This is a genomic window from Acinetobacter sp. YH12106, from assembly GCF_013418995.1.
In the GTDB taxonomy this organism is placed as follows: Bacteria; Pseudomonadota; Gammaproteobacteria; order Pseudomonadales; family Moraxellaceae; genus Acinetobacter; species Acinetobacter pseudolwoffii.
Map to the genome: position 1 here is coordinate 109,178 of NZ_VPAV01000003.1, position 26,464 is coordinate 135,641.

General features: G+C 43.7%; 19 protein-coding genes. 11 read left to right on the forward strand and 8 right to left on the reverse strand.

Annotated features, from left to right (window positions below; translation table 11 throughout):
- Position 1: 1 nt before the first annotated feature.
- Both FTU45_RS04480 and FTU45_RS04485 read left to right on the forward strand, forming a co-directional pair.
- Positions 2 to 808 carry an SDR family oxidoreductase gene (locus FTU45_RS04480; protein ID WP_180076014.1) on the forward strand — a complete coding sequence of 269 codons (807 nt, stop codon included), beginning with the start codon at positions 2 to 4 and terminating at the stop codon, positions 806 to 808.
- Between the two features lie 218 nt (positions 809 to 1,026).
- Positions 1,027 to 2,301, forward strand: a complete 1,275-nt coding sequence (locus FTU45_RS04485) for a glutaminase (RefSeq protein WP_180075223.1) — start codon at positions 1,027 to 1,029, stop codon at positions 2,299 to 2,301.
- Positions 2,302 to 2,390: 89 nt separating this feature from the next.
- Here the strand turns inward: FTU45_RS04485 and dhaK are convergent, their stop codons facing one another.
- Entirely contained in the window at positions 2,391 to 4,121 is a 1,731-nt protein-coding gene (dhaK, locus tag FTU45_RS04490) for a dihydroxyacetone kinase subunit DhaK (RefSeq protein WP_180076015.1), read from the reverse strand.
- 261 nt (positions 4,122 to 4,382) lie between these two features.
- Between dhaK and FTU45_RS04495 the strand changes: the two genes are divergently transcribed.
- Both FTU45_RS04495 and FTU45_RS04500 read left to right on the forward strand, forming a co-directional pair.
- Positions 4,383 to 4,754, forward strand: coding sequence for an endonuclease domain-containing protein (locus FTU45_RS04495; protein ID WP_180076016.1), 372 nt, complete (start codon positions 4,383 to 4,385; stop codon positions 4,752 to 4,754).
- Positions 4,755 to 4,789: 35 nt separating this feature from the next.
- Entirely contained in the window at positions 4,790 to 6,292 is a 1,503-nt protein-coding gene (locus FTU45_RS04500; protein WP_180076017.1) for an SIR2 family protein, read from the forward strand.
- Between the two features lie 162 nt (positions 6,293 to 6,454).
- On the opposite strand, the gene metH is transcribed toward FTU45_RS04500, so the two are convergent.
- The gene (gene metH / locus FTU45_RS04505) at positions 6,455 to 10,141 is read right to left on the reverse strand and encodes a methionine synthase (protein WP_180076018.1); all 3,687 of its coding nucleotides are present in this window, start codon (positions 10,139 to 10,141) and stop codon (positions 6,455 to 6,457) included.
- Positions 10,142 to 10,674: 533 nt separating this feature from the next.
- On the opposite strand from metH, the gene FTU45_RS04510 reads away from it, so the two are divergent.
- On the forward strand, positions 10,675 to 12,294 hold the full coding sequence (locus tag FTU45_RS04510) for an inorganic phosphate transporter (protein ID WP_005096235.1): 1,620 nt from the start codon (positions 10,675 to 10,677) through the stop codon (positions 12,292 to 12,294).
- 149 nt (positions 12,295 to 12,443) lie between these two features.
- On the opposite strand, the gene FTU45_RS04515 is transcribed toward FTU45_RS04510, so the two are convergent.
- Both FTU45_RS04515 and FTU45_RS04520 read right to left on the reverse strand, forming a co-directional pair.
- Positions 12,444 to 13,985 carry a hypothetical protein gene (locus FTU45_RS04515; RefSeq protein ID WP_180076019.1) on the reverse strand — a complete coding sequence of 514 codons (1,542 nt, stop codon included), beginning with the start codon at positions 13,983 to 13,985 and terminating at the stop codon, positions 12,444 to 12,446.
- Between the two features lie 219 nt (positions 13,986 to 14,204).
- Positions 14,205 to 14,822 (reverse strand): rhomboid family intramembrane serine protease, encoded by a 618-nt coding sequence (locus tag FTU45_RS04520; RefSeq protein ID WP_005096237.1) that lies wholly within the window; start codon positions 14,820 to 14,822, stop codon positions 14,205 to 14,207.
- Positions 14,823 to 14,981: 159 nt separating this feature from the next.
- Between FTU45_RS04520 and nfuA the strand changes: the two genes are divergently transcribed.
- Both nfuA and FTU45_RS04530 read left to right on the forward strand, forming a co-directional pair.
- The gene (gene nfuA / locus FTU45_RS04525) at positions 14,982 to 15,620 is read left to right on the forward strand and encodes a Fe-S biogenesis protein NfuA (RefSeq protein ID WP_005096238.1); all 639 of its coding nucleotides are present in this window, start codon (positions 14,982 to 14,984) and stop codon (positions 15,618 to 15,620) included.
- Between the two features lie 193 nt (positions 15,621 to 15,813).
- On the forward strand, positions 15,814 to 17,913 hold the full coding sequence (locus tag FTU45_RS04530; RefSeq protein WP_074383098.1) for a TonB-dependent receptor domain-containing protein: 2,100 nt from the start codon (positions 15,814 to 15,816) through the stop codon (positions 17,911 to 17,913).
- A 38-nt stretch (positions 17,914 to 17,951) separates the two neighbouring features.
- Here the strand turns inward: FTU45_RS04530 and FTU45_RS04535 are convergent, their stop codons facing one another.
- On the reverse strand, positions 17,952 to 18,953 hold the full coding sequence (locus FTU45_RS04535; RefSeq protein WP_180076020.1) for a hypothetical protein: 1,002 nt from the start codon (positions 18,951 to 18,953) through the stop codon (positions 17,952 to 17,954).
- Positions 18,954 to 18,967: 14 nt separating this feature from the next.
- The gene (locus FTU45_RS04540; RefSeq protein ID WP_180076021.1) at positions 18,968 to 20,005 is read right to left on the reverse strand and encodes an alpha/beta fold hydrolase; all 1,038 of its coding nucleotides are present in this window, start codon (positions 20,003 to 20,005) and stop codon (positions 18,968 to 18,970) included.
- A 315-nt stretch (positions 20,006 to 20,320) separates the two neighbouring features.
- Here FTU45_RS04540 and FTU45_RS04545 point away from each other — a divergent pair, with 315 nt between their 5' ends.
- The gene (locus tag FTU45_RS04545; protein WP_180076022.1) at positions 20,321 to 20,935 is read left to right on the forward strand and encodes a carbonic anhydrase; all 615 of its coding nucleotides are present in this window, start codon (positions 20,321 to 20,323) and stop codon (positions 20,933 to 20,935) included.
- Between the two features lie 43 nt (positions 20,936 to 20,978).
- On the opposite strand, the gene FTU45_RS04550 is transcribed toward FTU45_RS04545, so the two are convergent.
- Positions 20,979 to 21,608 carry an arylesterase gene (locus FTU45_RS04550; RefSeq protein WP_100355288.1) on the reverse strand — a complete coding sequence of 210 codons (630 nt, stop codon included), beginning with the start codon at positions 21,606 to 21,608 and terminating at the stop codon, positions 20,979 to 20,981.
- Positions 21,609 to 21,619: 11 nt separating this feature from the next.
- On the opposite strand from FTU45_RS04550, the gene FTU45_RS04555 reads away from it, so the two are divergent.
- Positions 21,620 to 22,345, forward strand: coding sequence for an ABC transporter ATP-binding protein (locus FTU45_RS04555; RefSeq protein WP_100355287.1), 726 nt, complete (start codon positions 21,620 to 21,622; stop codon positions 22,343 to 22,345).
- 1 nt (position 22,346) lies between these two features.
- Positions 22,347 to 24,839 (forward strand): ABC transporter permease, encoded by a 2,493-nt coding sequence (locus FTU45_RS04560; protein ID WP_180076023.1) that lies wholly within the window; start codon positions 22,347 to 22,349, stop codon positions 24,837 to 24,839.
- 51 nt (positions 24,840 to 24,890) lie between these two features.
- On the opposite strand, the gene FTU45_RS04565 is transcribed toward FTU45_RS04560, so the two are convergent.
- The gene (locus FTU45_RS04565; RefSeq protein ID WP_159138416.1) at positions 24,891 to 25,709 is read right to left on the reverse strand and encodes a rhomboid family intramembrane serine protease; all 819 of its coding nucleotides are present in this window, start codon (positions 25,707 to 25,709) and stop codon (positions 24,891 to 24,893) included.
- Between the two features lie 78 nt (positions 25,710 to 25,787).
- Between FTU45_RS04565 and mtgA the strand changes: the two genes are divergently transcribed.
- On the forward strand, positions 25,788 to 26,462 hold the full coding sequence (mtgA, locus tag FTU45_RS04570) for a monofunctional biosynthetic peptidoglycan transglycosylase (protein ID WP_005096252.1): 675 nt from the start codon (positions 25,788 to 25,790) through the stop codon (positions 26,460 to 26,462).
- Positions 26,463 to 26,464 lie beyond the last annotated feature (2 nt).

Consider the following 26,464-nt stretch of genomic DNA (forward strand, 5'->3'; position numbering starts at 1 on the left):
CATGGCGAAAGTTGAAAGTTTAAATGGAAAAGTGGTCTGGATTACTGGCGCATCTTCAGGGATAGGCAAGGCGATTGCACAGCAATGTGCCGCACAGGGAGCGCAGGTGATATTGACTGCGCGCCGTCATGAAGAACTGGAAAATGTGCGCCAAAGCCTGATCAATCCGGATCAACATATTTCCATCACGGCTGATATCACCGATGAAAGTCAGGTTCGCCATGCCTATGAGCAGGTTGTGCAACAAAAAGGCCGGATTGACTGGCTGATCAATAATGCCGGACTCAGTCAGCGTGCCCTGATTGCAGAAACCACCATGCAGACTGAACGCGCCATTATGGAAGTCGATTATTTCTCGCAGGTATTTTTGACCAAAACCGTACTGCCAACTTTTCTGGCACAAAAATCCGGCCGTATTGTGTTTATTTCCAGTGTTGCAGGTTTGCTCGGTACACAATATCGCGCGTCTTATTCCGCAGCCAAAGCAGCAATTCATATGTGGGCCAACAGCCTGCGTGCTGAAGTGACAGATCAGGGGGTTGGCGTATCGGTGATTTTCCCCGGTTTTGTTAAAACCAATGTGTCCCTGAACGCTTTAAATGGTCAAGGGAAGCCGCAAGGGCATGCAGATGAAGCGATTGAAAATGGTCTGTCCGCAGAAGATTTTGCCCGTCAAACTGTACAAGCTTTGCAGAGTGGCGAAGAATATATCGTGATTGGCGGCAAGAAAGAAAAACTCGGGGTACTGGTGTCGCGTATTTCGCCAAAAGTCCTGTACAAGATGATTCGCAAAACCAAAGTGAAATAAATCATTCAGACTCATTAAAAGGGCAATGTTGCCCTTTTTTAATCGCTCTCAAAAAGAAAATTATGAACAAACCTACAATTTAATTTCTGGAGGAGCTGACGCAAAGTGTGCACAACCCATCACACAGATATGCAGAAAATTACCTTTTCACTCTGGTACTTAAGTCAAAAACCGCTATGTTAGTTAAAAATAATAGTGAATTGGAATACGCTCATTCGATGAAAACACCGGTGCCAGACTATCTCAAGCATGTTTTAACTTCCTGCCAAGACAATGATAAAGGGGCCTTGGCCGACTATATTCCTGAGCTGGCAGCAGTCGATCCAGAGAAGTTTGCTTTGGCACTCTCCACCGTAGATGGCACGATCTATTCCACCGGTGATGACGAGGTTGAGTTCACCATGCAGTCCATGTCCAAGCCTTTTGCTTATGCCTTGGCCTTGCAGAAAGTTGGCCTGACCAAGGTCATGGAAAAAGTGGGCGTGGAACCTTCGGGCGAGGCCTTTAACCAGATTTCACTGGAGAAAGACACCAATATTCCGAAAAATCCGATGATCAATTCGGGTGCTATTACTGCCCACTCCCTGATTCCCTATAAACGCACAGTATCCCGGGCGGAACAGTTGCGCCGTTTTTTAAGCGGTTTGGCTGGACGTGAACTGAGTTTTGATACCGATGTATATACCTCTGAACTGAAAACGGCGTTTCGTAACAGATCCTTGGGTTATATGCTGCGTACAGTAGGAGTATTGGAAGAAGATCCAGAAGCGATTGTCAATGGTTATATCAAGCAGTGTTCAATCAAGGTGACGGTCAAAGACCTGGCGATGATTGCCGGAGTACTCGCCAACGGTGGGATTCAGCCGCAGACCGGTAAAAAATTATTGGATCGTTCTGTGGTGCGGCAAGTCCTGAGCGTGATGCTTACTTGCGGGATGTATGATGCTGCCGGTGACTGGCTGACCACGGTGGGCATTCCGGCAAAAAGTGGGGTCGCAGGCGGCATTATTGGCGTATTGCCTGGACAGGTGGGCATCGCCGTATTTTCTCCACGAATTGATGAACATGGGCATAGCGCGCGTGGGGTCGATATCTTTGAACGTATATCCCGGGAAATGGGGCTACATTTAATGGAAGGAACGCCGTCGGCACAAACCATTTTACAAAACCGTTATCTCACTGGAAAACGCGATCATGTGGTGGTGTATGAACTGCGTGGCGTATTGCAGTTTACTGAATCGGAAATGCTGCTGCGTATTTTGGAAGATGAACCGGAAGGCAAAAAACGAATTGTACTGGATCTGACCAATTTGACCCTAATTCATAATGTCGGCGCCCGCATGTTATTTGAAGGCGTGGCGCGTTTGAAAAAGGATGGTCATCCTGTTGTGGTGGTTGACTCGGAAGGAATTTTGAGTGAAGCACAGATGAAGGGTAATAAAAGAGTCGTGGTCAAAGAAAACCTGAACAAGTATCTAGAAAAATTTCAATAGACGCTTTTTCTGCTGTCTTGCTTGAGCACCAGCTGTATACCCGGAAATAAAAAAAGCCCCGATGATTCGAGGCTTTTTTAATAAATGATTTATTTAATATGTGCTGCAATGTCGCTAAAGATCACACCTAAACCATGTGCACCGGCATCCGGATAGCCTAAGCTACGGTCACCGACCGTACCGGCACGCCCCATACGTGCCACAATCTCTTGAGTCGATTCTGCACCTTTTACCGCAGCCGCTGCACCCAAGACAAAGTTTTCTTTAAAAGTCTTGCCGGTATTGGCAGACCATGAATCTGCACATGGTACTAGGGCATCAATCAGGGTTTTATCCCCCACCACGGCACCACGACCAAATGAACGCTCACCGGTCACTTGAATGCCTTTGACTGCCGCCTGCAACATTTCAGCAAAGTCAGCGACAGTTAAACTGGTTTTATCTTGAATGGCCTTACTCGCGGCACGGAAGGCTGACCCCCAGATTGGACCTGATGCGCCGCCACAGTATTCCATAATGATCATTGAGCAGTTCAGCATGAATTCATCCATATGCTGTGCTTGAATCAGACTTTGCCATTCACGTTTTAGCTGTTTAAAGCCTTTGGCCACGCTCATGCCGAAATCACCATCGCCGGCATGCGCATCTAGCTCGCAGAAAGGCACTTCATTTTTAATAATGCAAGCCGCCATGACATCGACGACATAACGCATATTCTCAATCGTGAATTGCTCATTGCTGATTATTGCATGTTCAGGTTGGGTTTCAACTTCGGTATTGGCGCTGCGTTCAGCTGCTGCATTTTTTGCTGCAAATTCAAAAGGTAGTGCAGGTGAACCATCCGTTTTAAATGCAGGGGTATTGGCTTCTGCATCTAAATAGGTTTTCAGTTCAGCATCCAGAGCAAGTAAAGATACCGATGCACCGTTCATGTCGATACTGGTCATGTAGTTACCGACAAAAGTACGATAAATTTTGATGCCTTTACGTACCAAATGTTCGCAAACATCGTTGTTAAAGACATACAGCTCCTGCATTGGCGTTGAACCAAAACCATTGACCAATACCGCTACTTCAGTCAGGTCAGGACGGTCAAGAAACAGGTCATCAACAATACGTTGAGCCAGTTCTTTTGATGGCAATATTTTTTCACGACGAATTCCCGGTTCACCGTGGATGCCTACGCCGTATTCCATTTCATCATCGGCAAGAGTAAAGGTTGGAGTGCCCTTGGCAGGAACGGTACATGAGCTATAAGCAAAACCAAGACTAATGACATTGTCCGCAGCTTTTTGAGCCACAGCTTTGACTTCAGGAAGTTCTAAGCCTTTTGATGCTGCAGCACCGGTAATTTTATGTACCAATACTGTACCGGCAACACCACGACGACCGACAGTATATAAGCTGTCTTTGACTGCAATGTCATCTGCTACTTTGACGTAATCCACGTTAATGCCGTCATCTGTTGCAAGCGCTGCACCATTCTGGAAATTCATCATATCGCCAGAATAGTTTTTAATGATCATCAGCACGCCTTTGTCTGTTGCAACATGCTGCAATGCTTTGTAGACCTGAATTTGTGAAGGTGATGCAAATACGTCACCACAAACGGCTGCGTCTAACATACCTGCGCCGACAAAGCCTGCATGTGCCGGCTCGTGACCGCTGCCGCCACCACTGATCAGTGCGACATTATTATGTTTTGCTTTTCTTGAAATGATTTTGTGTGACTCGGTAAATGCGAGTTCTGGATGAGCGAGGACAAAGCCTTTGCACATTTCGACAACCAGGTTTTCAGGGTTGTTGATGAGTTTTTTCATTGGAACACCAAGAGTGATTGATTTGGGAGATAAATTTATTGCTCTATTATTATAGAAAGTAATGATTTTTGCAGAGTTAAAAATGTAAAAGCAGGTGGTTTTGGGTTGAGAGGTTAGAAAAGGGGCACATATTTGATAAATTAAATTCCTCCCAACCTCCCTTTAAAAAAGGAAGGAGCTGTCACGTAATTTATTTGTTTACGTGAAGTCCCCCTCTTTGGAAAAGAGGGGGTTGGGGAGATTCAAAAAAAGAGAATAAAAATGAAACCCTATAATAAAAACTTAAAACAAGTCTCTCGTGATTTACGTAATAACATGACTGAGGCTGAAAAGCTGCTCTGGTCAAAACTCCGTGGCAAACAAATTTTAGGTTTGCAGTTTTATCGGCAAAAACCAATTATGAATTACATCGTGGACTTTTATTGTCCTGCTGCCAATTTGGTCATTGAATGTGATGGTAGTCAGCATTTTACTGATGAAGGTTTAGAAGCCGATCGAATTCGAGATGAAGCTTTAGCTCAACTTGGTTTGAAAGTTTTGAGATTTGATAATGGGCAGGTGATGAGGCGGATTGATGATGTGGTGGAGAAAATATATTTATATATAAGTATCTATAAAAAAATAAAGTTATGATAAATTTAAGCTAATTAAGAAACAAAAAAACGATCATGGATATTTTTGATTTTGTAGGAAGTTATAAGAATCATCCTGTGCTATTTATTGGCAGTGGTTTTAGTCTTAGGTATCTTAATAATTCATACAATTGGCCTGACTTGTTGGAAAAAATTAGTGTTGATTTAACAGGCTCTGATGAGTTTTATTTAGATTTAAGACAAGCTAACTTTGATGATCAAAAAGACCAATGTAATTTAATGCAATTGGCTACTACACTGGAAAGAAAATTTAATGAGCAATTAATAAATGATAGGCATGGAGAATTTGAATATATAAATGACAAATTCTATGAATTGAGTCGGAATAACAAAAATGTGAGTCGTTTCAAACTTTATATATGTGAATTACTAAAAGAAATAGCTTTTAGAGAGCGTATAGAAGATGAAATTAGCCTTTTTAAGCAAATGTCCAAAAATATTTCATCAATAATTACGACAAATTATGATCTTCTTTTGGAAGAGTTAGTGGATTTTATACCATTGATTGGTAACGAAATTTTTCTTAGTAATCCATATGGCACTATTTATAAAATACATGGCTGTATAAATAATCCTAACTCTATAATTTTAACAAGCGAAGATTATGAGCAATTCAACGCTCGGTATGATCTCATCCGTGCTCAATTAATTTCATTATTTGTACATAATCCTATAATTTTTATTGGGTATAGCGTTCAAGACGAAAATATACAGAGTATTCTTAATACCATTTTTAAATATGTACCTATTAATTCAGACCAAGCGAAGAAAATTAAACGAAATTTCTTATTGGTAGAGTATGAACAAGACCTAAAAAGTACGGAAATCTCTGATCATGACATTTATGTAGATGGAAATTTAATAAGTATTAATAAAGTTAAAACGGATAATTTCCTAGATATATACAAAGCTATTAATGAGTTAGCGCTGCCTGTATCTGCAATGGATATACGTAAAGTCCAAGAAGTAGTTAAAGAAATTATTTCGGGTGGAACAATAAAAGTAACAGTGGCTGATGATATAGAAACGCTTAAAAATTCAGATAAAGTATTAGCAATAGGTTCAACTAAAAATATTAAGTATGAAATTAAAGAATATACGGAACTATGTGTAGAGTATTTTGATTTAATTGATGAAAAAAATACTGATGTAATCAAACTTATTGATTCTATGAAAATTGCTTCACGTAATTGGTTTCCAATCAATGGATTTGTTGCGATTGTTCCAAACTTGAAGGCAAAAGCTAGATTAGTCACACAACTAAATAAACAGATAGCTGATGAAATGAAACGCTTACGGAAGATTAAATTCCCAAATAGCATCTCGACTATTAAGGCTATTTATGATTCAGATGAAATTGTAGCTAGTAATAAACTTAAAGCTATAGCATATCTAACTTATCTAGATAAGTTAGCCTTAGATGATCTCAAGAAATTTTTATTAGAATTCGAAGATAAAAACACTTCTGATTTTAGGAAGTTATTATCATTTTACGATTTTAAAAAATTTAAGGTTTAATCCCTCCCAACCTCCCTTTAAAAAAGGGAGGAGTTGTCACGTAATTCATTTGATACGCGACAGTCCCTCTTTCTTAAAGAGGGATTTAGGGAGATGAAAAATCTAAAAACAAAAAAATCCCCTCAATCGAGGGAATTTTCTCTAATCTAAACTAGATGACTCTTAAACAATCGAATCATCCAAATTCGGCGCTAACCAACGTTTTGCTTCATCCAGCGTCCAACCTTTACGCTTCGCATAATCTTCTAACTGGTCGCCAGAGATTTTACCCACGTTAAAGTATTCAGTTTCAGGATTTGCATAATAGAAACCGCTGACTGACGAAGGTGGCCACATTGCAAAACTAGAGGTTAAGTAAGTTCCAATCTTGTCAGTTGTACCTAACCAGTCAAAGAGTGGCACTTTTTCAGAATGTTCAGGACACGCAGGGTAGCCCGGTGCAGGACGAATACCGACATACTTCTCTTTAATCAAATCTTCATTCGACAATTGTTCATCTGCTTGGTAGCCCCAGAATTCTTTACGGATACGCTGGTGCAAATGTTCAGCAAATGCTTCAGCAAATCGGTCACCTAAAGCCTGCGCCATAATTGCAGAATAATCATCGCCTTTGGCTTTGTATTCTTGCGACAGCTCTTCCGCACCAAAGATTGAAACTGTAAAACCACCCAAATAATCCTGAGCCACATCTTTCTGTGCAATAAAGTCCGCCAAAGAATAGTTGGCTTTGCCTGTCACTTTATCCGACTGCTGACGTAGATGTTCAAAAGTATGGGTCACATTGCCATTTTCATCTGCCACAGCAACAGTGTCGCTTGCCACACGGTTGGCAGGATAAATGCTGAAGGTGGCACGCGCATCGAAACGTTTATTCTCGATGATATCTTTCAGCATAATTTGTGCTTGTTCAAACAAGTCACGTGCTGCTTCGCCCACTACGTCATCTTCCAGGATTTTCGGGAATTTACCCGCCAGACTCCAAGAAATAAAGAACGGTGTCCAGTCAAAATATTCCACCAAGGTTTCAAGTGGATAATTGGTGAAAGTTTCCGAACCAATGAAGTTAGGTTTTACTGGAGTGTGTGCACCAAAATCAATTTTAAAGCCATTTTCAATTGATTTTGCATAAGACAGTTTGGCGGCTTTCGGCTGCTTATTGGCTAAACGTGTACGGATTTTTTCATAATCCGCCGCATAGTCCGTTGCCAGTTTTGGTTTCATCTCGGCAGAAAGCAATTGTGTTGCCACACCGACTGCACGTGAAGCATCAGCTGTGTAGTACACACCATCATTTTGATATTGCGGTGAAATCTTCACAGCCGTATGCGCTTTAGAGGTAGTCGCACCCCCAATCATTAGTGGAATGTTAAAGCCTTTACGCTGCATTTCTTTGGCAACAAAGACCATCTCGTCCAGAGACGGCGTAATCAAACCAGACAAACCGATAATATCGACTTTTTCATCAATTGCGGTTTGCAGGATTTTCTCGCACGGTACCATCACGCCCAGATCCACGATGTCATAACCGTTACAGCCCAGCACCACGCCGACAATGTTCTTACCGATGTCGTGTACGTCACCTTTTACCGTCGCGAGCAGGATTTTACCTTTGGCTTCAGCTTGGGTTTTCTCAGCTTCAATAAACGGATTCAGCCAAGCCACTGCCTGCTTCATCACACGCGCAGATTTTACCACTTGTGGCAAGAACATTTTACCGGCACCAAACAGGTCGCCAACCACGTTCATACCTGCCATCAATGGGCCTTCAATCACATCCAGTGGACGGGTTGATTTTAAACGGGCTTCTTCAGTGTCTTGGTCAATATACGTCGTGATGCCTTTGACCAGTGCATATTCAAGACGTTTTTCAACAGATTCATTACGCCATTCCAGGTTTTCTTCGGCTTTTTGCGTACCACTTTGACCACGATATTTTTCAGCGACAGCCAGCAGCCGTTCTGTTGCATCCTGACCACTTTCGCCTTGATTCTGGTTTTGAACCACATCTTCAACGGCAGCTTTTAATTCTTTATCAATGTCATCATAAATCGCCATTTGGCCGGCATTCACAATCCCCATGGTCATGCCTTTTTGAATGGCATGGTACAAAAATACTGAGTGAATCGCTTCACGTACTGGCTCATTACCACGGAATGAGAACGAGACGTTAGAGACACCACCTGAAATCATGGCATGGGGCAGATTTTCTTTAATCCAGCCAGTCGCTTCAATGAAATCAACCGCATAGTTATTATGTTCTACAATCCCTGTCGCAATCGCAAACACGTTCGGGTCAAAGATAATATCTTCAGCAGGGAAGCCCACTTCATTGACCAGCACATCATAAGAGCGCTTACAGATCTCTTTTTTGCGAGCGGCTGTATCGGCCTGACCATCTTCATCAAATGCCATCACAATCACTGCGGCACCGTACTGACGGCACAGGCGGGCACGTTCGACAAACTCGTCATAACCTTCTTTTAAGGAAATCGAGTTCACCACGGCTTTACCTTGCACGCATTTCAAACCTGCTTCGATAATCTCCCATTTAGAAGAATCGAGCATGATCGGCACACGTGAAATATCCGGCTCAGACGCAATCAGATTCAGGAAGTGCACCATGGCACCTTGTGAATCCAGCATGCCTTCATCCATGTTGATATCGATAACTTGTGCACCGGCTTCAACCTGCTGACGGGCAACATCGAGTGCTTCGGCGAAGTTTTCTTCACGAATCAGACGCAGGAATTTTTTCGAACCAGTGACGTTGGTACGTTCACCGACGTTCACGAACAGTGAATCTGGGGTGATGTTAAATGGTTCTAAACCGCTTAAACGACAAGCTGGCGCAATCTCAGGAATTTGACGCGGGCTAATGCCTTCCACTGCTTGTGCAATTGCGCGGATGTGATCCGGTGTGGTACCACAGCAACCACCGGTAATATTGATCAGACCGCTTTCCGCAAATTCTTTAATGAAAGCTGCAGTTTCTTCCGGTGTTTCATCATATCCACCGAAGGCATTTGGCAAGCCAGCGTTAGGATGTGCTGAAACAAAAGTATCCGCTACATCCGACACGGTTTTGACGTGTGGACGCATCGCATCTGCACCAAGCGCACAGTTAAAACCAATCGAGATCGGTTCTGCATGACGCATCGAGTTCCAGAACGCTTCTGCGGTTTGACCGGTTAAGGTACGGCCAGATGCATCGGTGATGGTGCCTGAGATCATGATTGGCAGTTCATAGCCCAATTCTTTAAAGACTTCTTTCACCGCAAAGATCGCAGCTTTGGCATTTAAAGTATCGAATACAGTTTCAATCAGGATGATGTCGACACCACCTTCAATCAGCGCTTTGGTTGATTCAATATAATCCACTTTTAAGGCATCAAAAGTGATGTTGCGGAAGGCTGGATCGTTAACGTTTGGAGAAATAGACGTGGTACGTGATGTCGGACCAATCACACCTGCCACAAAACGTGGTTTTTCTGGGGTTGAATATTTGGCACAGGCTTCTTTGGCCAGACGCGCGGCTTCACGGTTAATCTCGGGAACCAGATCTTGCATATGATAGTCAGACATCGAAACCCGCGTACCGTTAAAAGTATTGGTTTCAATAATGTCGGCGCCAGCTTCCAAGTAAGCTTCATGAATACCTTGAATGATTTGTGGTTGTGTCAAAACGAGCAGGTCGTTATTGCCTTTCAGATCATAAGCCCAATCAGCAAAACGCTCGCCACGGTAATCGGCTTCTTCCAGTTTATGGCGCTGGATCATGGTACCCATCGCACCATCGATAATTAAAATTTTCTTGGCAAGAAGTTCTTTTAAGGTGGCAAGTGTCGACATTCAAACTTTCTCAGTAGAAATCAAAAAACATCGTCCATATTAGCAGAATTAATGCTTGAATTCTGCGCCTCCTTTCTCAGAATGATGGATATGCATGATATGAAAATTTGATAAGTCAGTTAGAACAAGACAGGTTTTTGTTATCCGGTCTATGCAGTATTCAGCTTTAAAATGGGATCTGGCTAAAACTGGCAAAAATATATTTGAAAAATTAAGCTGATGCTTTTATTCATGAAATTGTCATATTTATTGACTATGCTCTGTACATAGAAATTATGGTCATCTTAAGCGTAGATGGAATTTCAAAGCTTTAAGCGCAAAAACAGGACACGTTTTTGAGTTCTGAAAAGCTGGAATTTTATCTTAAGTTGATGATTTATTGAATCAAACAGCAGTGTTTTACTCGGGATTAAACAGGACGAACAGCAGCAAGAAAATCTAAATTATTGCTTCATATGACAGCAGTTTGTCATATAATTGTCACAATTTAACTGAACAATAGGGGAATTCTTGAATCCTCTATTCCTGCTTGCATGAATCCTAATCAAACTCCCATAGATTCAGCACACGAGTCGGCTTCGCACAAGTCGACCAATGTTCACGTGCCGACACCAAAATTCTTTATGCCAGTTTTTCTAACTGTCATTATCTCTACTCTTATTTATATCGGTTTTCAATTGTCTGCCGATTTAGCGCATGTTCCTGCACTGGGTTTATATTCAATTATTCTCCTGGCGACGGCATTGTTTATTGCGCTGGGCTTTGAATTCGTCAATGGCTTCCACGATACTGCCAATGCGGTTGCCACGGTCATTTATACCAATGCACTTTCTGCGCCTGTCGCTGTAATGTGGGCCGGTTTCTGTAACTTCCTTGGGGTTATGGTGGCCAGTGGTGCGGTGGCTTACGGTATTATTGCACTGTTACCTGTTGAGCTGATCATGAATGTCGGCTCCGGAGCAGGTTTTGCCATGGTGTTTGCCATGCTGATCGCTGCGATTGTCTGGAACCTGGGAACATGGTTTCTTGGTATTCCTGCATCCAGCTCACATACCCTGATCGGTTCGATTCTGGGTGTGGGCATCATGAACTACATTCTGCACGCGAGCAGCGGTGCATCGGGTATAGACATGGAGCAGGTAATGAAAGTCGGTAAGGCGCTGTTATTTTCGCCTTTAATCGGTTTTGCATTTGCCGCTGTGCTGTTCTTGCTGGTGAAAAAAATCTTCAAGAAACAGGTGGAGCTGTTCCAGCCACCTGAAGGTAATAAACCGCCACCCCCTTTAATTCGTGCCATTTTGATCTTTACCTGTACCGGTGTCAGCTTTGCGCACGGTTCAAATGATGGTCAAAAAGGCATGGGGCTGATCATGTTGATTTTAATTGGCTGTGTACCAATGGCGTACTCACTCAACAAAAACCTAGATCAACAGCATATCCAGACTTTTGGTCAATTGTCTGCGCAAACGGCCAATGCGATTTATCCAGACCATGCGGATATTGAAGATGAAAAAGCGCGTCAGATCATCACGACTTATATCCAAACCAAAGAAATCACCCCTGAAGTGGTGCCTGCATTGGCGAGCCTCACAGATCATTTAGGTGAAAAAGTCGGTAGCTATAGCAGCATTAGGGAAGTGCCTGAAGCACAGGTTTCAGAATTCCGGAATGACATGTACTTAAGTACCACAGCTTTCAAGCGTTTGGACAAAGCAGAAGCTTTACCAGCAATGACGGCTGAACAGGACAAAACGGTAGATCAATACCGCGACAGTCTGGATTCATTCTTGCAATACATCCCGACCTGGGTGAAAGTGGCTGTTGCTCTGGCGCTGGGTCTTGGTACTATGGTTGGCTGGAAGCGTATTGTGGTGACAGTCGGTGAGCGTATTGGTAAGCAGCATATGACCTATGGTCAGGGGATGTCTGCTGAACTGGTGGCGATGTCGACCATTGCGGCTGCGGATGGTTTCGGGATGCCGGTATCGACCACTCATGTATTGAACTCTGCGGTTGCAGGTACCATGGTGGCGAATAAGTCAGGTCTGAACTTCCAGATGGTGAAAACCATTCTGTCTGCCTGGGTTTTCACTTTACCCGCCACAATTTGTTTATCAGGTACTTTGTACTGGTTGTTACTTAAAGTTTTCTAATATTATTAGATAAGTAAAAAACGCTGCTTTTGCAGCGTTTTTTTATGAAGTTTTTTAAAATCCTCTCCCTTGGAGAGGGTTGGAGAGGGGGAGAATTTTGAATAAAAATAATATTGACTCTAGGAGAAGGGTAGAGTCAAGGAAATCAATTACTTCTTAAGCTTACTCAATAATCCCTTGGGTAACTTCTCTGTCGCAAAACCATATAGGGCAGCAAAAGGTAATGCAGTTCGCGCCAGATAAGCCACTCGCCACAAACCACCATGATTCGCACCCTGCATCATCAATTCCAGTGGATGATTCAGCTTCACTTCAGGATTGGCCACAGAGGTAGCATTACGCAGATCATGAATCCACAGGGCTGCCATCAGTGCATTTGTGGTTTCAGGTGCAAAAGCTTCGACATCAAACAGACTGGCACCGTTGAACGCGGCTTTTAATAGCGGATTCTTGGTGACTGAATACGTGGTTGTAGATGGAGCGATATTGATGCTGACACGTTGACCCTGAGCGCGAGCTAAAGTAGCACGCCATTGTTGAATGCGTTTGGCCAGTGCATAGTTTGGACCTTGTTCTACCACCAGACAGTCACAAATCCCATAAGACTGGTCACCAGATTGAATCAGCTCATGCGCATTTTTCTGAAAAAAGTGTTTGCGGCTTACAGTCGATACACCTTTGGAAATCAGTGTCTGTGCTTTCGAGCGCTCCGCATATTTCACTTTTGATGCTTCAATCACTTCACTTGGAACCGCATAGACATCGGTCGGGGTACACATATACATCAGGCTGGTATTGGCTTTTTGTTCGCTGACATATTTCATGATGGCATCCATCGCCATCGAAACACGGACATGCTTCTCGCCATCCAGATAGGCAATTGCGGCCAGATCCAGATCCGGCTCAAACTGTAATAGCCATTTAGCAATCTCGGGAATCTGAGTCAAAAGATTGGCACCGAGTTTTTCTTTTAGAACATCGTCAGGCGTATCTTCTGCAAGTGCTTCAGTACAGGGTGCATACAGCGTGGCATTGCCTTGGCTGATGGTATCGACAATCTTGCCCCAGACCCGGGTGCTGGGCAGGTCAATCGCCACAATATTGGCTTTCCATTTTGCCAGCCAGGTCAAAGGGCCAGCTTCAGATGCAGCACCAAACAGCACCATGGTTCGATCTGACAAATCAAACCATTCTGGGCGCGCCACACATTCACGCAGGGCATTGGCATGGCTGCTTTCCATAATACCTTGGTTTTCCCAACGTTCAATCTGCTCCAATAAGGCATAGCCTTGCAGCTTCTGGCCGTGGTAGGGCACATACCATTCTGGTGCAGCCTGACTGCTTCCCGTCAATTTAAAGCTATGTAGTTGATCGGCGGGCAAGGTAAGGGCATCTTTCAGTAAATGCTTCTGGCCATCACGGTAAAATTCAAAGGTCTGATGCGCCTGTGCCAGACCATCTTCAGCAATTTTCAGGCTGGCTTCAGGCGAGCTTAGCCCTTGCTCGACCAGTTGCTTAAAATGCACGGTATATTGTTTGCGCCAGTTTTTTTCTGATTGTGCCTGTGCAGCACTGTGCTGATTCACATTGGCCAAAGCTGCTGCGATGATCGCGCGTCCTGTTTTTGAGCTACTTGGTTTTTGTTGATTGGACTGAAGCGGAAATTGAAGACCGTCTGGTGTAGTGGACATGCAAAATATCTCGTAAATGACAGTAATTAATATACAGATGTATACATTATCGCTGCAAAATTCACTCCAAGATTGGCAATAAGTGACATCATGACTTTTTAATATATTACGAGATGTTTCAAATAAATAAGAGAGCCATGGCTCTCTTATTTATTTTTAGCGGAAATATCAGACTTATCTTATATGTAGCCTTATTTCTCTAGCCTTCAATAACCCTGATTAAAACGGAACCTGCATCAGTTTATTCAGGAAATGCGGAATCAGGCGTGGCTCCAGAATAATGGTCATGATCACGCCGTAGGCTGCTCCCCACAAATGCGCGCTATGATTAATGTTGCTATTGCCTTTTTTGCCTGACCAGATGCTATAAGCCACATAGAGCACGGCAAAAATAATTGCAGGAACCGGTATAAAGAACACAAAAATCAGCTTCCACGGCTCAAACAGAATATAGGCAAACAGCACCGCAGAAACTGCACCTGATGCACCAAGGCTGGCCCAGCGCGGATTATTTTTATGGGTCAGATAACTTGGAATAATAGCTGCAATCAGACCGCCCAGATAGAACAGAATAAAACCCAGATCATATAAATACTGACGATAAAAGCTCTCGATCACACTGCCAAAAAAGAACAGGGTAATCATATTGAATAGCAGGTGAGTTCCATCGGCGTGAATAAAACCATGGCTAATAAAGCGGTCATATTGTCCACGTTGCAGTGCCGGTGGCCAGAAAATCAGGCGATTCATCACCGTCTCTTTAGAGAAGGCAATAAAGGACACAATACAGGTGATCAGAATAATGGTAACGGTGTGATTAAAAGGTAAATCAAGCATATAAAGTAATTCTAATGGTGCCTATTTGCCAATTATCATGCCATTAAAATTGCACTAAAGTTGTACTTTTATAATAAATCCGACAATTTTAGTTGATTTTTAAAAATTCCCCCCGATCTTCAGTTAAAATAGCCGTCTGAGCTTGAGGAAATTATTGTTATGTCGACTGAGAACAGCAGCACTCCAGTTGTTGGTGAAATTCCCAACTTATTGATTACACCAACAGCACAAGAGTATTTAAAGGATTTACTGGATAAACAGAACACCCCGGGTATTGGTGTGCGTGTTTTTGTAGAACATCCGGGTACTCCTCGCGCTGAATGTTGCATGGCCTATAGTGCACCTGATGAAGTTGTGCCGACAGATTATAAGCAGGAATATCCTGAGTTCCCTGCTTTTATCGACTCGCCATCTATTCCGTATTTACTTGATGCCGTGATTGACTACAACAAAGACCGTTTTGGTGGTCAGCTGACCTTCCGTGCACCGAACTCTAAAGTGCCACGTGTGGGGCCAGATGCATCGGTAGAAGAGCGTATTACCTATGTATTGCAGTCTGAAATTAACCCGGGTCTGGCAGGCCATGGCGGTAACTGTGCCCTGGTTGAAGTCAAAGAAGACCCAGAGCATGGCTTAACAGCGGTGCTTAAATTTGGCGGTGGTTGCCAGGGTTGTTCAGCGATTGATATCACCTTGAAACAAGGGGTGGAAACCACGCTAAAGCAGCATATTCCTGAATTGATGCATGTCGTTGATGAAACGGATCATAGCCAATCTGAAGGTGCGTATATGAAATAAGCTGTTCTATAAAAAAGTTCATTTATCGCATTCTAAAAAACCTCGAACTTTCGAGGTTTTTTTATATCTGGCTTTAAGTTTAATGAATGTTAATGATAATAATTATCAATAGTAATTGCATTTGTGGAAATCCCTGTTACACTTCGCAACCGAATAAACATGATCTCTTCATAACTCTTAGGACGTGCAAGGTATGAATAAGCCCTTCTTAAAAACAACTTTAGCTTTCGCAGTATTTACAGCAATGACTGTTTCAGTCCAAGCGCAAGACCAAGTTACTGAAGAAAAAGAGGGAATCGTACAGGCTGATGCGACCAAATTACAAACGATTGTGGTGACTGCGAGTGGACAGGCAGTTGATGTTAAATCTGCGCCAGCTTCAATTAGTGTCATTACGGCAGAAGACATACAGAAACAGCCTGTTTCAAGTCTGGCCGATATCTTGAAACGCGTGCCCGGCGTAACAGGGGGCCTAAGTTCAAATGGGGCAGGTTCAAAAATACAATTACGCGGGATGCCTGACAATTACACGCTGATCTTAATTGATGGTAAACGTGTGGGCTCTTCTCGAGATACCAATTATCGTGCAAACCTAGGACATCAAGATCTAAACTGGGTGAGACCAGAAATGATTGAACGCATTGAGGTCGTACGTGGACCCATGTCTTCTTTATATGGCTCTGATGCGATGGGTGGAGTGATCAACATCATTACCAAAAAAATCCCTTCAGAATGGGGTGGCTCATTGACCTTAAACCATACCATGCCAACGACATCTTCGGATTTAGGGCGAACCATTCAATCAGGACTCGTGGGATATGGCCCTTTAACCGATACATTAGGTATGCGTGCGACAGTCGGGATCACTGAACAGGAAGCGGATCAAGGTTATCAAATCTCTGACCGTAATCTTCCCGGAATGGCAGGAAGTAAAGCAACCGGACAATCGGGTAGTCGTGATCAGAATGCGAACTTAAAGTTTGACTATACGCCGAATGATATTCATAGCTTATCTTTAGAGCTGGGTTATGGCTTGCAAGAGAATAATGCCTCGACTACGCCTCAGGTGGTGGATGGTAAAGAACAGGCTTTATTAGCATGGGGCCCATCTGAGTTAGAACATCGTTCAGTGTCTCTATCACATGATGCTCAATGGGGTTTCGGTGATTCAAAAATTACGGCTTACTACAATGATTATGATCAAAGTCAGGTGACAGAGACTGGGCCGACCACACAAAAATCCAAGGAAAGCATTGTAGAAGCTAATCTCAATATTCCGTTTAAATTAGGTGTGGAGCATGTTGCGACAGTGGGAGGTCAATGGAAATCAGAAGAACTGGTTAATACCCGTAATATTGGGCTGGCTATTCCAAGTTATGACGGCAAAGAATATGGTTCAGAGCTAGAAGGAGATACCTGGGCATTGTTCGTTGAAGATAAAATTGTTTTTAATGATCAAGTCAATTTGACCCTTGGTAACCGTTTTGATCATCACGATAAATTTGGCACACATAATAGTCCACGTGCTTATTTGGTGGTGCAACCAAATGATGCATTGACCATTAAAGGTGGTGTTGCTCAGGGCTTTAGAGCTCCTTCACTCAAAGAGAATACTGCAGGTGCAGCGACGCGTTCAGGGGGGAATGGATGTACATCCTTGAAACCTTTAGGCTATGTATCGGGCGGATGTTATATGGCGGGTAATGCAGACCTACAGCCTGAAGAAAGTACCAACTATGAACTTGGATTTAATTTTGCTCAAAATGATTTTGATCTCGGTTTAACTTATTTCCACACAGATTTTAAAAATAAAATTGAATATCGTGCTTTAGGAGAAATTAATGGGGTGTGGTGGACACAATATCAAAATGCTGAAAAAGCGCGTGTACGGGGCTTGGAAGCAAGTGTGGCATTACCACTCTTAGAGAATTTAAGCTGGAAGACCAATGCAACCTATTATTTTGAATCAAAAAACTTAGTGACTGGCAGAAATCTTTCAACGATTCCCGAGTTATCCGTTTATAGTGCACTCAACTGGACTCCCACTGATCCACTTTCATTGGAACTTGCAGCGCAATATACCGGTGAACAATATACGGCAAGTATTGAAGATACGGTGGTGATGCAAAAACCACATACGGTATTTAACTTATCTGCGAATTATGAAGTGAACGATCAAGTGACTGTTAGAGGTGGTCTCAATAATTTATTTGATAAAAAATTAGTAAATGCTTCAAATGATTATTATCTGGATCGTCAGGAAGTCTTTGTCGGACTGACTTATAACTTCTAAACAATTTAAAAAGCCGCTCTCGAGCGGCTTTTTAAGCTTTATACTTTAAGAATCTTCAAAGTATCTTCTGAATAATAAAACTGTTCCAGATATCTGCGTGTACGTTCACGTAAATGACCTTGTGAAACCATCTGTTGAATGATCGGGTTCAACAATTGCTGTAACTCATGCTGGATTAAGGCTTCATCAATATTCAGATCACGCAGCAAGCTGTCAAAAGTATGTTCCTGATTGCGTACATACCAGGTATGAACTCCATCATGAACTTGCTGTTTTAGATAATCCGTCTGACGCAAATGATCCCAGATCTCATGTCCTAAACCGACTGTCTGATTTAAATCCTGAAGCTCAATATAATTTTTCAATACCGATACCGGCATATCTTTAATTTTATGCCAGAGATTGGCCTGAAAATGATAGAGTTTTTCATCATCAAAGTGCTGGTTCAGCACATGTTCACTCATCTGGCTCAGTTTTAAAATATTCTTTTGCAGATAACGCGCAATAGTACTGTCCAGATCCGTATCGGTGACATTTTCCAGTACCGACTTGCCCATTTTCATAAAACGGGAAACCCCGGGCACGTTTTTAGCGATGACAGAATTATCCAGATAATCCTGAATGGAATGCTGGATCAGTTGCGTGATCATGGCCGAAAATGCCGGATTATTCACGACGGTCTTAATCAGACGCTGACGATGGCCACTTTTACTGGCAACATATTGTGCGATTTTATCCACGGTCAGGACTGGAATCACATCGGCAATTTTGGTCGTATCGTTGGCCGGATGTACCAGTGCAAAACGGATATGCTCAGCAATCTGCTCAATCAGAAAGCTGCTGGCAGCAGTATCCAGAATCTGTTTTTGTAAAAGCTGATGAATCAGATCACAGCTCCATAGATCTTTCAGGTTCTGTTTACGTAAACACAGATAAAACGCATGAAACTCAGTTTGAATCGTTTCAGATTGAGAAAATGCCTGATCGAGAAAATCAAGTTGAGCATCGATCAACTGCTCAATCATCGGGTGTTTCTGCATAACGGCTCTGAAACTTAATTTAAAGGAATGAGTTTATCAGCAAGCGGGTTTTTTAGGGTCTGGGTCTTGGCCAGAAAAGGCAAATAATGTTGTGCCACCTGTTTTTCTGCTTCCAGAATCGGCATATGCCCGACATTGTTCAGAATCACGGGCGTTTCGGCACGTTTCAACAGGGCATGCAGTTCTTTAACCACTTCGACATTGATGATCCGGTCCTGTCTGCCCCATAAAATCAAGGTCGGTGCTTCAACTGTGCGGGTCAGGCGGGCAAAGGTTTCTGGTGTATAAATCCGGTTCAGCATCACGACCTGATCAATCGATTTACTGGTCTGCTCAGAACGTGAAATCAGCAGTTTTTCCTGTGCATACTGGAGCTGATAAGGAATCACCGGCGGGTTCTGCATCAGCTGTCTGGAGACATCTTGCAGATCACCGGGCTTGCTGACGATCAGGTCTTTTAGGGCTTGCGGGTCTTTGGTATAGGGCGTATTGCCCATTTTGTAGAGACCGGCACTATTGATTAAAAATAGGCTTTGCGTATCGAATGGATATTGTGAGGCATAGACCGTGGCAATCGATCCCCCCAGGGAATGTCCGGCAATATGTAAATTCTCGTCTACATTTAAGGTTTCAATGAATAAACGCATCTGAGAAGTCACATTGGGCACAGAAACATCGAAACTCTCTGGAATCTTGGTATCGCCGTTGCTCGGCAAGTCAGGAATAATCACATGATAATGTGGAGTCAGAAACTGTGCGACCCGATTCCAGTTATCTCGCGTTCCTGCCAGACCATGAATCAGCAGAATTGAAGGCTTGTTCTTGGCACCACCTTCACTGTAGCTCCAGGTCACATCACCGATTTTAAGTGTCTTGGATTGAAGTCCAGCCTGTGTTCGTTCCTGCAGCAGATGTTGTTGTAATATTTTGGCAGGCTTTTCATTCAGCTGGCTAAACATATATTGACTATGTGCAAAGCTCGGCAATGCCATCGTAAACGCGACTAAGGTCGAGCAGATCATTTTCGAGCGCAATTTTATTATTTTCTTCATTGGCCATTCCCCAAAACAAACCCAGTGAGCAAATTGCTCAATCAAAATACTTCCATGTTATAAATTTGCAATTTTCATTCAAATAAAAACATTATTCTTCATCCTATTTTAAATCAATCCTTGCGCTTGTCACTCATTAGTTTTTTGCTAGATTGCATTAAATGACTGGAAAATGTGATGTATTGCGCATAAATTCCCTGCGGAAATGAAATTAGATAAATGCTAAAAATTTAAGCAGCTAAGATTTTTTGCAAGTGACATTCAAAAAAACTGGCAGTAAGATATTGCAACTAAAACCATCGGTGATAGAAAAGAATGCTCACAGCTCAAGAAGCTTTAGAACGTCTTAAACAAGGTAACCAACGTTTTGTAAGCGGCGATACTTCGCATCCAAAACAACTGAGCCACCAACAGCGCGCAGAAATGGCAGAGGACCAGAATCCGTTTGCAATTGTCTTGGGGTGTTCAGATTCGCGCGTTCCAGCCGAAATGGTTTTTGATCAGGGTCTCGGCGATCTTTTCGTGATTCGTGTTGCAGGCAATATTGTTGCACCATCCCAGGTCGGCAGTGTTGAATTTGCCGCGGCACGTTATGACTGCGCGATTGTAGTTGTATTAGGTCACAGTCATTGTGGCGCGATCCAGGCCACCATTGATACCTTAATGTGCCCAGATTGCCCGCCGTCGGCAAACCTGATGTCGATTGTGAATCGAGTACGTCCTTCAGTTGAAACCTTAATGCAAACTGAACTGAAAAATGACTTGGCAAAATTGTCCAAGCATGCCGTGCGTTCTAACGTATTTGCATCGGTTAACCAACTACGTCATGGTTCAGCAGTATTAGAAAATCTGATTGGTCAAGGACAACTCAAAGTGGTCGGTGCTGAATATTCACTGGAAACAGGTGAAGTATTGTTCTTTGATTTTTAGGCAAAATTTATTTAAATACAATCTAAAATAACTTAAAGGCGCTTTATAAAGCGCCTTTAATGTATGGATAGGCATTATTTAGCAGGATGGTTTGTGCCTTGGCATTTGGATGAATCAGATCCTTTTGCATCAGGGTTTTATTGCCGGCCACACCCTGCATAAAGAACGGTAACAATTTCACCTTATATTGCTGGCTCACTACCTTATAATTATTTTCAAAGGCCTTGCTATAGGCCTGTCCATAATTAGGCGGCATCTTCATACCAAATACCACGACTTTGGCCTTGGCTTTCTGGCTTTGCTGAATCAGGCTGGCTAAATTTTTTTGAATCATTTGCGGCGGCTGTCCGCGTAAGCCGTCATTACCACCCAACTCAATCACCACAAGGTCTGGACGATGCGTCTGCAACAGTTTCGGCAGTCTGGCTAGCGCTCCACTGGTGGTTTCTCCACTGACACTTGCATTGACCACTTTATGCTGTTTCGGATACTGTTGCTCTAAACGCTTTTGTAATAAATGTACCCAGCCTTGTTGTGGCTGAATACCGTAACCAGCACTTAAACTATCACCTAAAATCATAATCGACTTTGCTGATACCCCGAGCGGTAACAGGCACAGACTGAGCAAAAACAAGTAAGACAATACCCGAGTTTTCTGATTAAGATCTTTCATATAGGACACGTATGATTCAAAGTAGCAACGATTCGAACATCATGCCACAGGCGATTATTTCTGCCCAGAAATTGACACAAAAGATACAACTTTCACAAAAACAGCTGACTATTTTTGAGGATCTTGATCTGGAGATTATGACAGGCGAGCAGGTGGCAATTACCGGTCGTTCCGGCTCGGGGAAATCCACATTGCTAGGCATTCTGGCAACGCTGGATCAGGCCAGTTCAGGCCAGCTCATCGTCAGTGGCGAGTCGGTTTCTACCTTGAATGAAGAACAACGTGCGTTGGTGCGCCTGAAAAATATCGGGTTTGTGTTTCAGTCTTTTCAGCTCTTGCCACATCTGACTGCCCTTGAAAATGTCATGTTGCCACTGCGTTTACAGCCCAGTTTCAAATATGCAGAAGCTGAACAAAAAGCCTTGGCGCTACTGCATAAAGTTGGTCTGGATCGGCAGGCACAACAAACCCCGAAAGTCCTGTCTGGCGGGGAGCAGCAGCGTGTCGCGATTGCCCGGGCATTGGTCAGTGAACCGAAAATTATTTTTGCCGATGAACCCACAGGCAATCTCGACGGTGAAACTGCCAAGGAAATTGAACAGCTTTTGTTTCAGTTGAATCGGGAACTGGGTACGACCTTGGTGCTGGTGACGCATGACCGCAAACTGGCACAGCAATGCCAGCGACATTTTGAACTGCTGAATGGCCAGCTGATTGAACATCCGAGTGGAGGATGAGATGACCCCTTTATTTCGTCCTCTACTCACACAAAGTTTTAAAAGTACCGGAATTTATCTGTTAATTATTGCCTTAACGCTGGCGATCAGTGCAACAACAGCACTCAAGTTTAGCAATGAACAGATTCAAAATGCAGTGGCCTTGCAGGCCGCAGAAATGCTGGCCGGTGATCTGGTACTTTCGGACAATGAGCCTCTACCAAAAGAATGGCGTGATCAGGCCAAACAGCTGGATTTACAGCAGTCAGAAGTCACTTTCTTTAGCACCATGGCCTATACCGATGAACAGTTTGTCATGGTCAATGTCAAAGCCATTGATCAGGCTTTTCCCTTGCGTGGCGAGCTGCAGCTGCAACCTGCAAAAACGAAGATTCAATCGGGTGAAATCTGGCTCAGTCCACGGGCTATGGACCTGCTCAAAGTCAAACTGGGCGATCAGCTGAATATTGCCGATGCGGCGTTTAAAGTCACAGCCAAGATTGAACAGGATTCTAATCAGGAGCTCGGATTTTCTGGCTTTTCGCCAACGGTGATTATCTCCCAGGCGGATGTGGCGCGAACCAATGCGATTCAGGTGGGTAGCCGGATTGAATATCGCTTGCTCATGGCGGGTTCTCCAGACAGTACGCAAGAATATGAAGCTTTATTTAAGCAGCAGCTCAAATCCGAAAACGGCTCGGCTGAAACGCCAGCAGAAGTGCAGGGACAGGAATTTGAAGAGCAAAGCAGTCTCCGGTTACGCAATGCCAGTGAGGGCAATACCCGCTTAATGAAGCCGATTGCCAACCTGGATACCTTCCTGCAACTGGCCAATATTCTGACCATTCTATTATGTGGTATCGCGATTGCTCTCACTGCGCAGCGTTATGTCCAGCAGAATCAAGATCATATTGCCTTGATGCGTTGTATCGGTGCGACCAAACAGCAGATTTTATCGGCTTATCTGGCCTTGCTCGGTACAGTACTGCTGATTGCCATGTCGATTGGTACGGTGGTCGGCATTGGTCTGGGTTATGGGTTATTACAGTTAATGCTGCAACTGATTCCCAACTTAGAAATTGAATTCTCTGCTATGGCGATGCTGCTCGGGCCATTACCAGTCGCGATGCTGACCAGTGCGGTGGTGCTGTTGGGCTTTGTCATGCCGAGCCTATTGCAACTGTTGAACACGCCACCAATTCGGGTAATTCGCCAGCAGGAAAAATCAGTGCAATCCATGCTATGGATGCTGTTGACCGGAACGCTGAGCCTGATTATTTTTAGCGTGATTTTAACCGAAAATCTGCTCCTGACTGCCTGGGTGATTGGCGCGATTATTGTGTTATGTGCAATGTTGTATCTGACGGTATGGTTGATCTTAAAACTGCTGCGCAATCAGAAATTGAATCTGTCAGCCTATGTACGAACACCATCTCAAACAGCCTTACAGATTACCGCTTTGGCCTTGGGTCTCAGTCTGATTACAGTATTAGCCGTATTGCGCACAGATCTATTAGAGCGTTGGCAGCAACAGTTGCCGCAAGGTACACCAAATCAGTTTGTGTATGGTTTGCCGCCGTTTGACATGCCAGATCTAAAAGCTCAAATTGAGCAAAATGGCTGGAAAAGTACACCGCTTTATCCGAACGTTCGTGGGCGTCTGGTGGCCAAAAATGATCAGCCTTTTGCTCCAGAATTAGTCAAAAGCAATAATACTTTAAAACGTGAGCTGAACCTGACCCAGTCCGACAGCTATCCACAGGATAATGTGATTATTCGTGGTGACGCAGCTTTGCAACAGGTCGGCACGGTATCGGTCGAAGCCAATACTGCTGAAGAATTAGGCATCAAGATTGGCGACAAGCTCAGTTTCAGTTTGCCCGAAGGTGTGCTGGAAGCGAAGGTTATCAATTTAAGAACGGTCGAGTGGGAAAGTTTTAGTCCGAATTTCTTCTTTATTTTTGCCCCGAATAGCATGGATGCCAATGCCGGAAGTTATCTGGGCAGTTTCTATGTGCCGGAACAAGATAAGGACAAACTGGTGTCTGTGATCCAGCAATTTTCCAATACGGTGTTTATTGATGTCAGCCTGATTCTGGAAGAGATCAAGCGTATTGTGAATGTACTGGTGCAGATCGTGACGATTCTGGCCGTGTTGGTTAGTATCTCCGGTTTTCTGGTACTGATGGCTTGTCTGAACCTGCTCATGGATGAACGCAAACGTGAAGTGGCCTTGCTACGGTCATTTGGCAGCTCCAAACAAAAACTGAAAACCATGATGAGTCTGGAAATTGGTTTTATCGGACTGTTTGCCGGAGTGGTTTCCTGTCTGTTTGCCGAAGTGATTAGCGCAATCGCCAGTTATCGTATGGATTTAATGATTCAGCCACACTGGGAAATCTGGATTATCCTGCCGATTTTCATGACTGTGTTATGTGCGCTGATTGGCCGTTATCGTCTGAGCTATCTGTCGGACATTCCGCCCTTACAAAGCTTGCGCGAGATGAATCAGTAAGATTCATCTCCATGGCTTTTTAAATTCGCTGGCATTTAAAGCGGTAATGATTTAAAGCTGCAATTGTTGTCGCATCAGGTCGAGAATATCTTGCCACAGTGGGCGAATTGCTTCGATCAAGGCCAAGTTATGTTGATAAAGCAGCACACAGAGGCCAAAACCAATCACTAAAGCGATCAGATTGATCATGCGGCTATGCTGCATTTTTTGTCCGGCATACCACAGCAAGGTTAAAAAAGCGCCCATCAACATGCCGCCAATATGTGCTGCATTGTTGATTCCGCTGATCATAAAGCCCATGGCCAGGTTCAGACCCATCACCATCACCAAGGTCTTTTTATCTAGAATAAAACGTTGCTGGGGCAGCATCGGCAACAGGGCCAATACCGTCAGTGAAGCGCCGAGTCCCATCACCGCACCGGATGCACCGGCACTGACCGCCGGCAATAAACTTGGGTTGGCCACACCCCCTGCAATCAGATCATAACTGTCCTGAATGTTCATATAGCCACTGAGCAAACTGCCCATTAAGCCGGCACACAGGTATAAGCCAATAAAATACATCCGGCCAAACAGTTGTTCGGCAACACTACCAAAAATATACAAGGCCCACATATTCAACATCAGGTGAATCAGGCCAAAATGGAAAAACATGCTGCTAAACAAACGCATGGGTTCCGCTAAATAGGTTAAAGGTGCATAATCGGCACCCCAGAGAATCGCATCTCGGGTACTCGGCTGGCTGATATCCATACCATTGATGGCCTGCCAGCCAAATAATCCGACATTAATCGCGATTAAAATGGCCGTGATCCACCAGAGCTGCATTTCAAGTTTGCGGTGTACGACAGGGGGAGCGTATTTAGACATGCTATTTTTTTTGCTGTGATTGTATATTTCGAATAAGCTTAACACGAAAAATCAAATTTTCAGGAGTAACGCACTGACATGAAAGCCTTTCTGATCCGCACGATATTAGTCATCGTCAGTGTGATTTTACTGATTCAATTGTGGATCTTTGCCAGTCTGGCCTGGTGGCGAACCAATCCGGTCAATACCACCATGATGATGCGGATTGATTACTGGACGGAACCTTCCAAAGCCATTCAACATCAATGGCGTCCCTATGATGAGATCAGCCTGAATCTGAAACGTGCCATTGTCACTGCAGAAGATGGAAAATTCATTCATCACCATGGTTTTGACTGGGACGGCATTCAAACTGCGCTGAATAAAAACCGGGATCAGGGCCGGGTGGTGGCTGGGGGGTCTACCATTTCCCAGCAATTGGCGAAAAACCTATTTCTGGTTAATAAGCGTTCATTTGTACGTAAAGGCCAGGAAGCGGTGGCCACCTGGATGATGGAACGCATGTGGTCGAAACAGCGGATTCTGGAAGTCTATTTAAACTCGATTGAATTTGGTGACAATATCTATGGCGTAGAAGCCGCAGCCAAACATTATTTTGGCAAAACTGCGCAAAGCCTGACTCAGGATCAAGCGATCTTTCTGGCGGCCATTCTGACCAATCCAAAATATTTTCAGGATCATCGCAACTCCTCTGCCTTAAATGCACGCAAGCGCATGATTCAGCGTTATATGCGTTATGCAGAATTGCCTTAAAT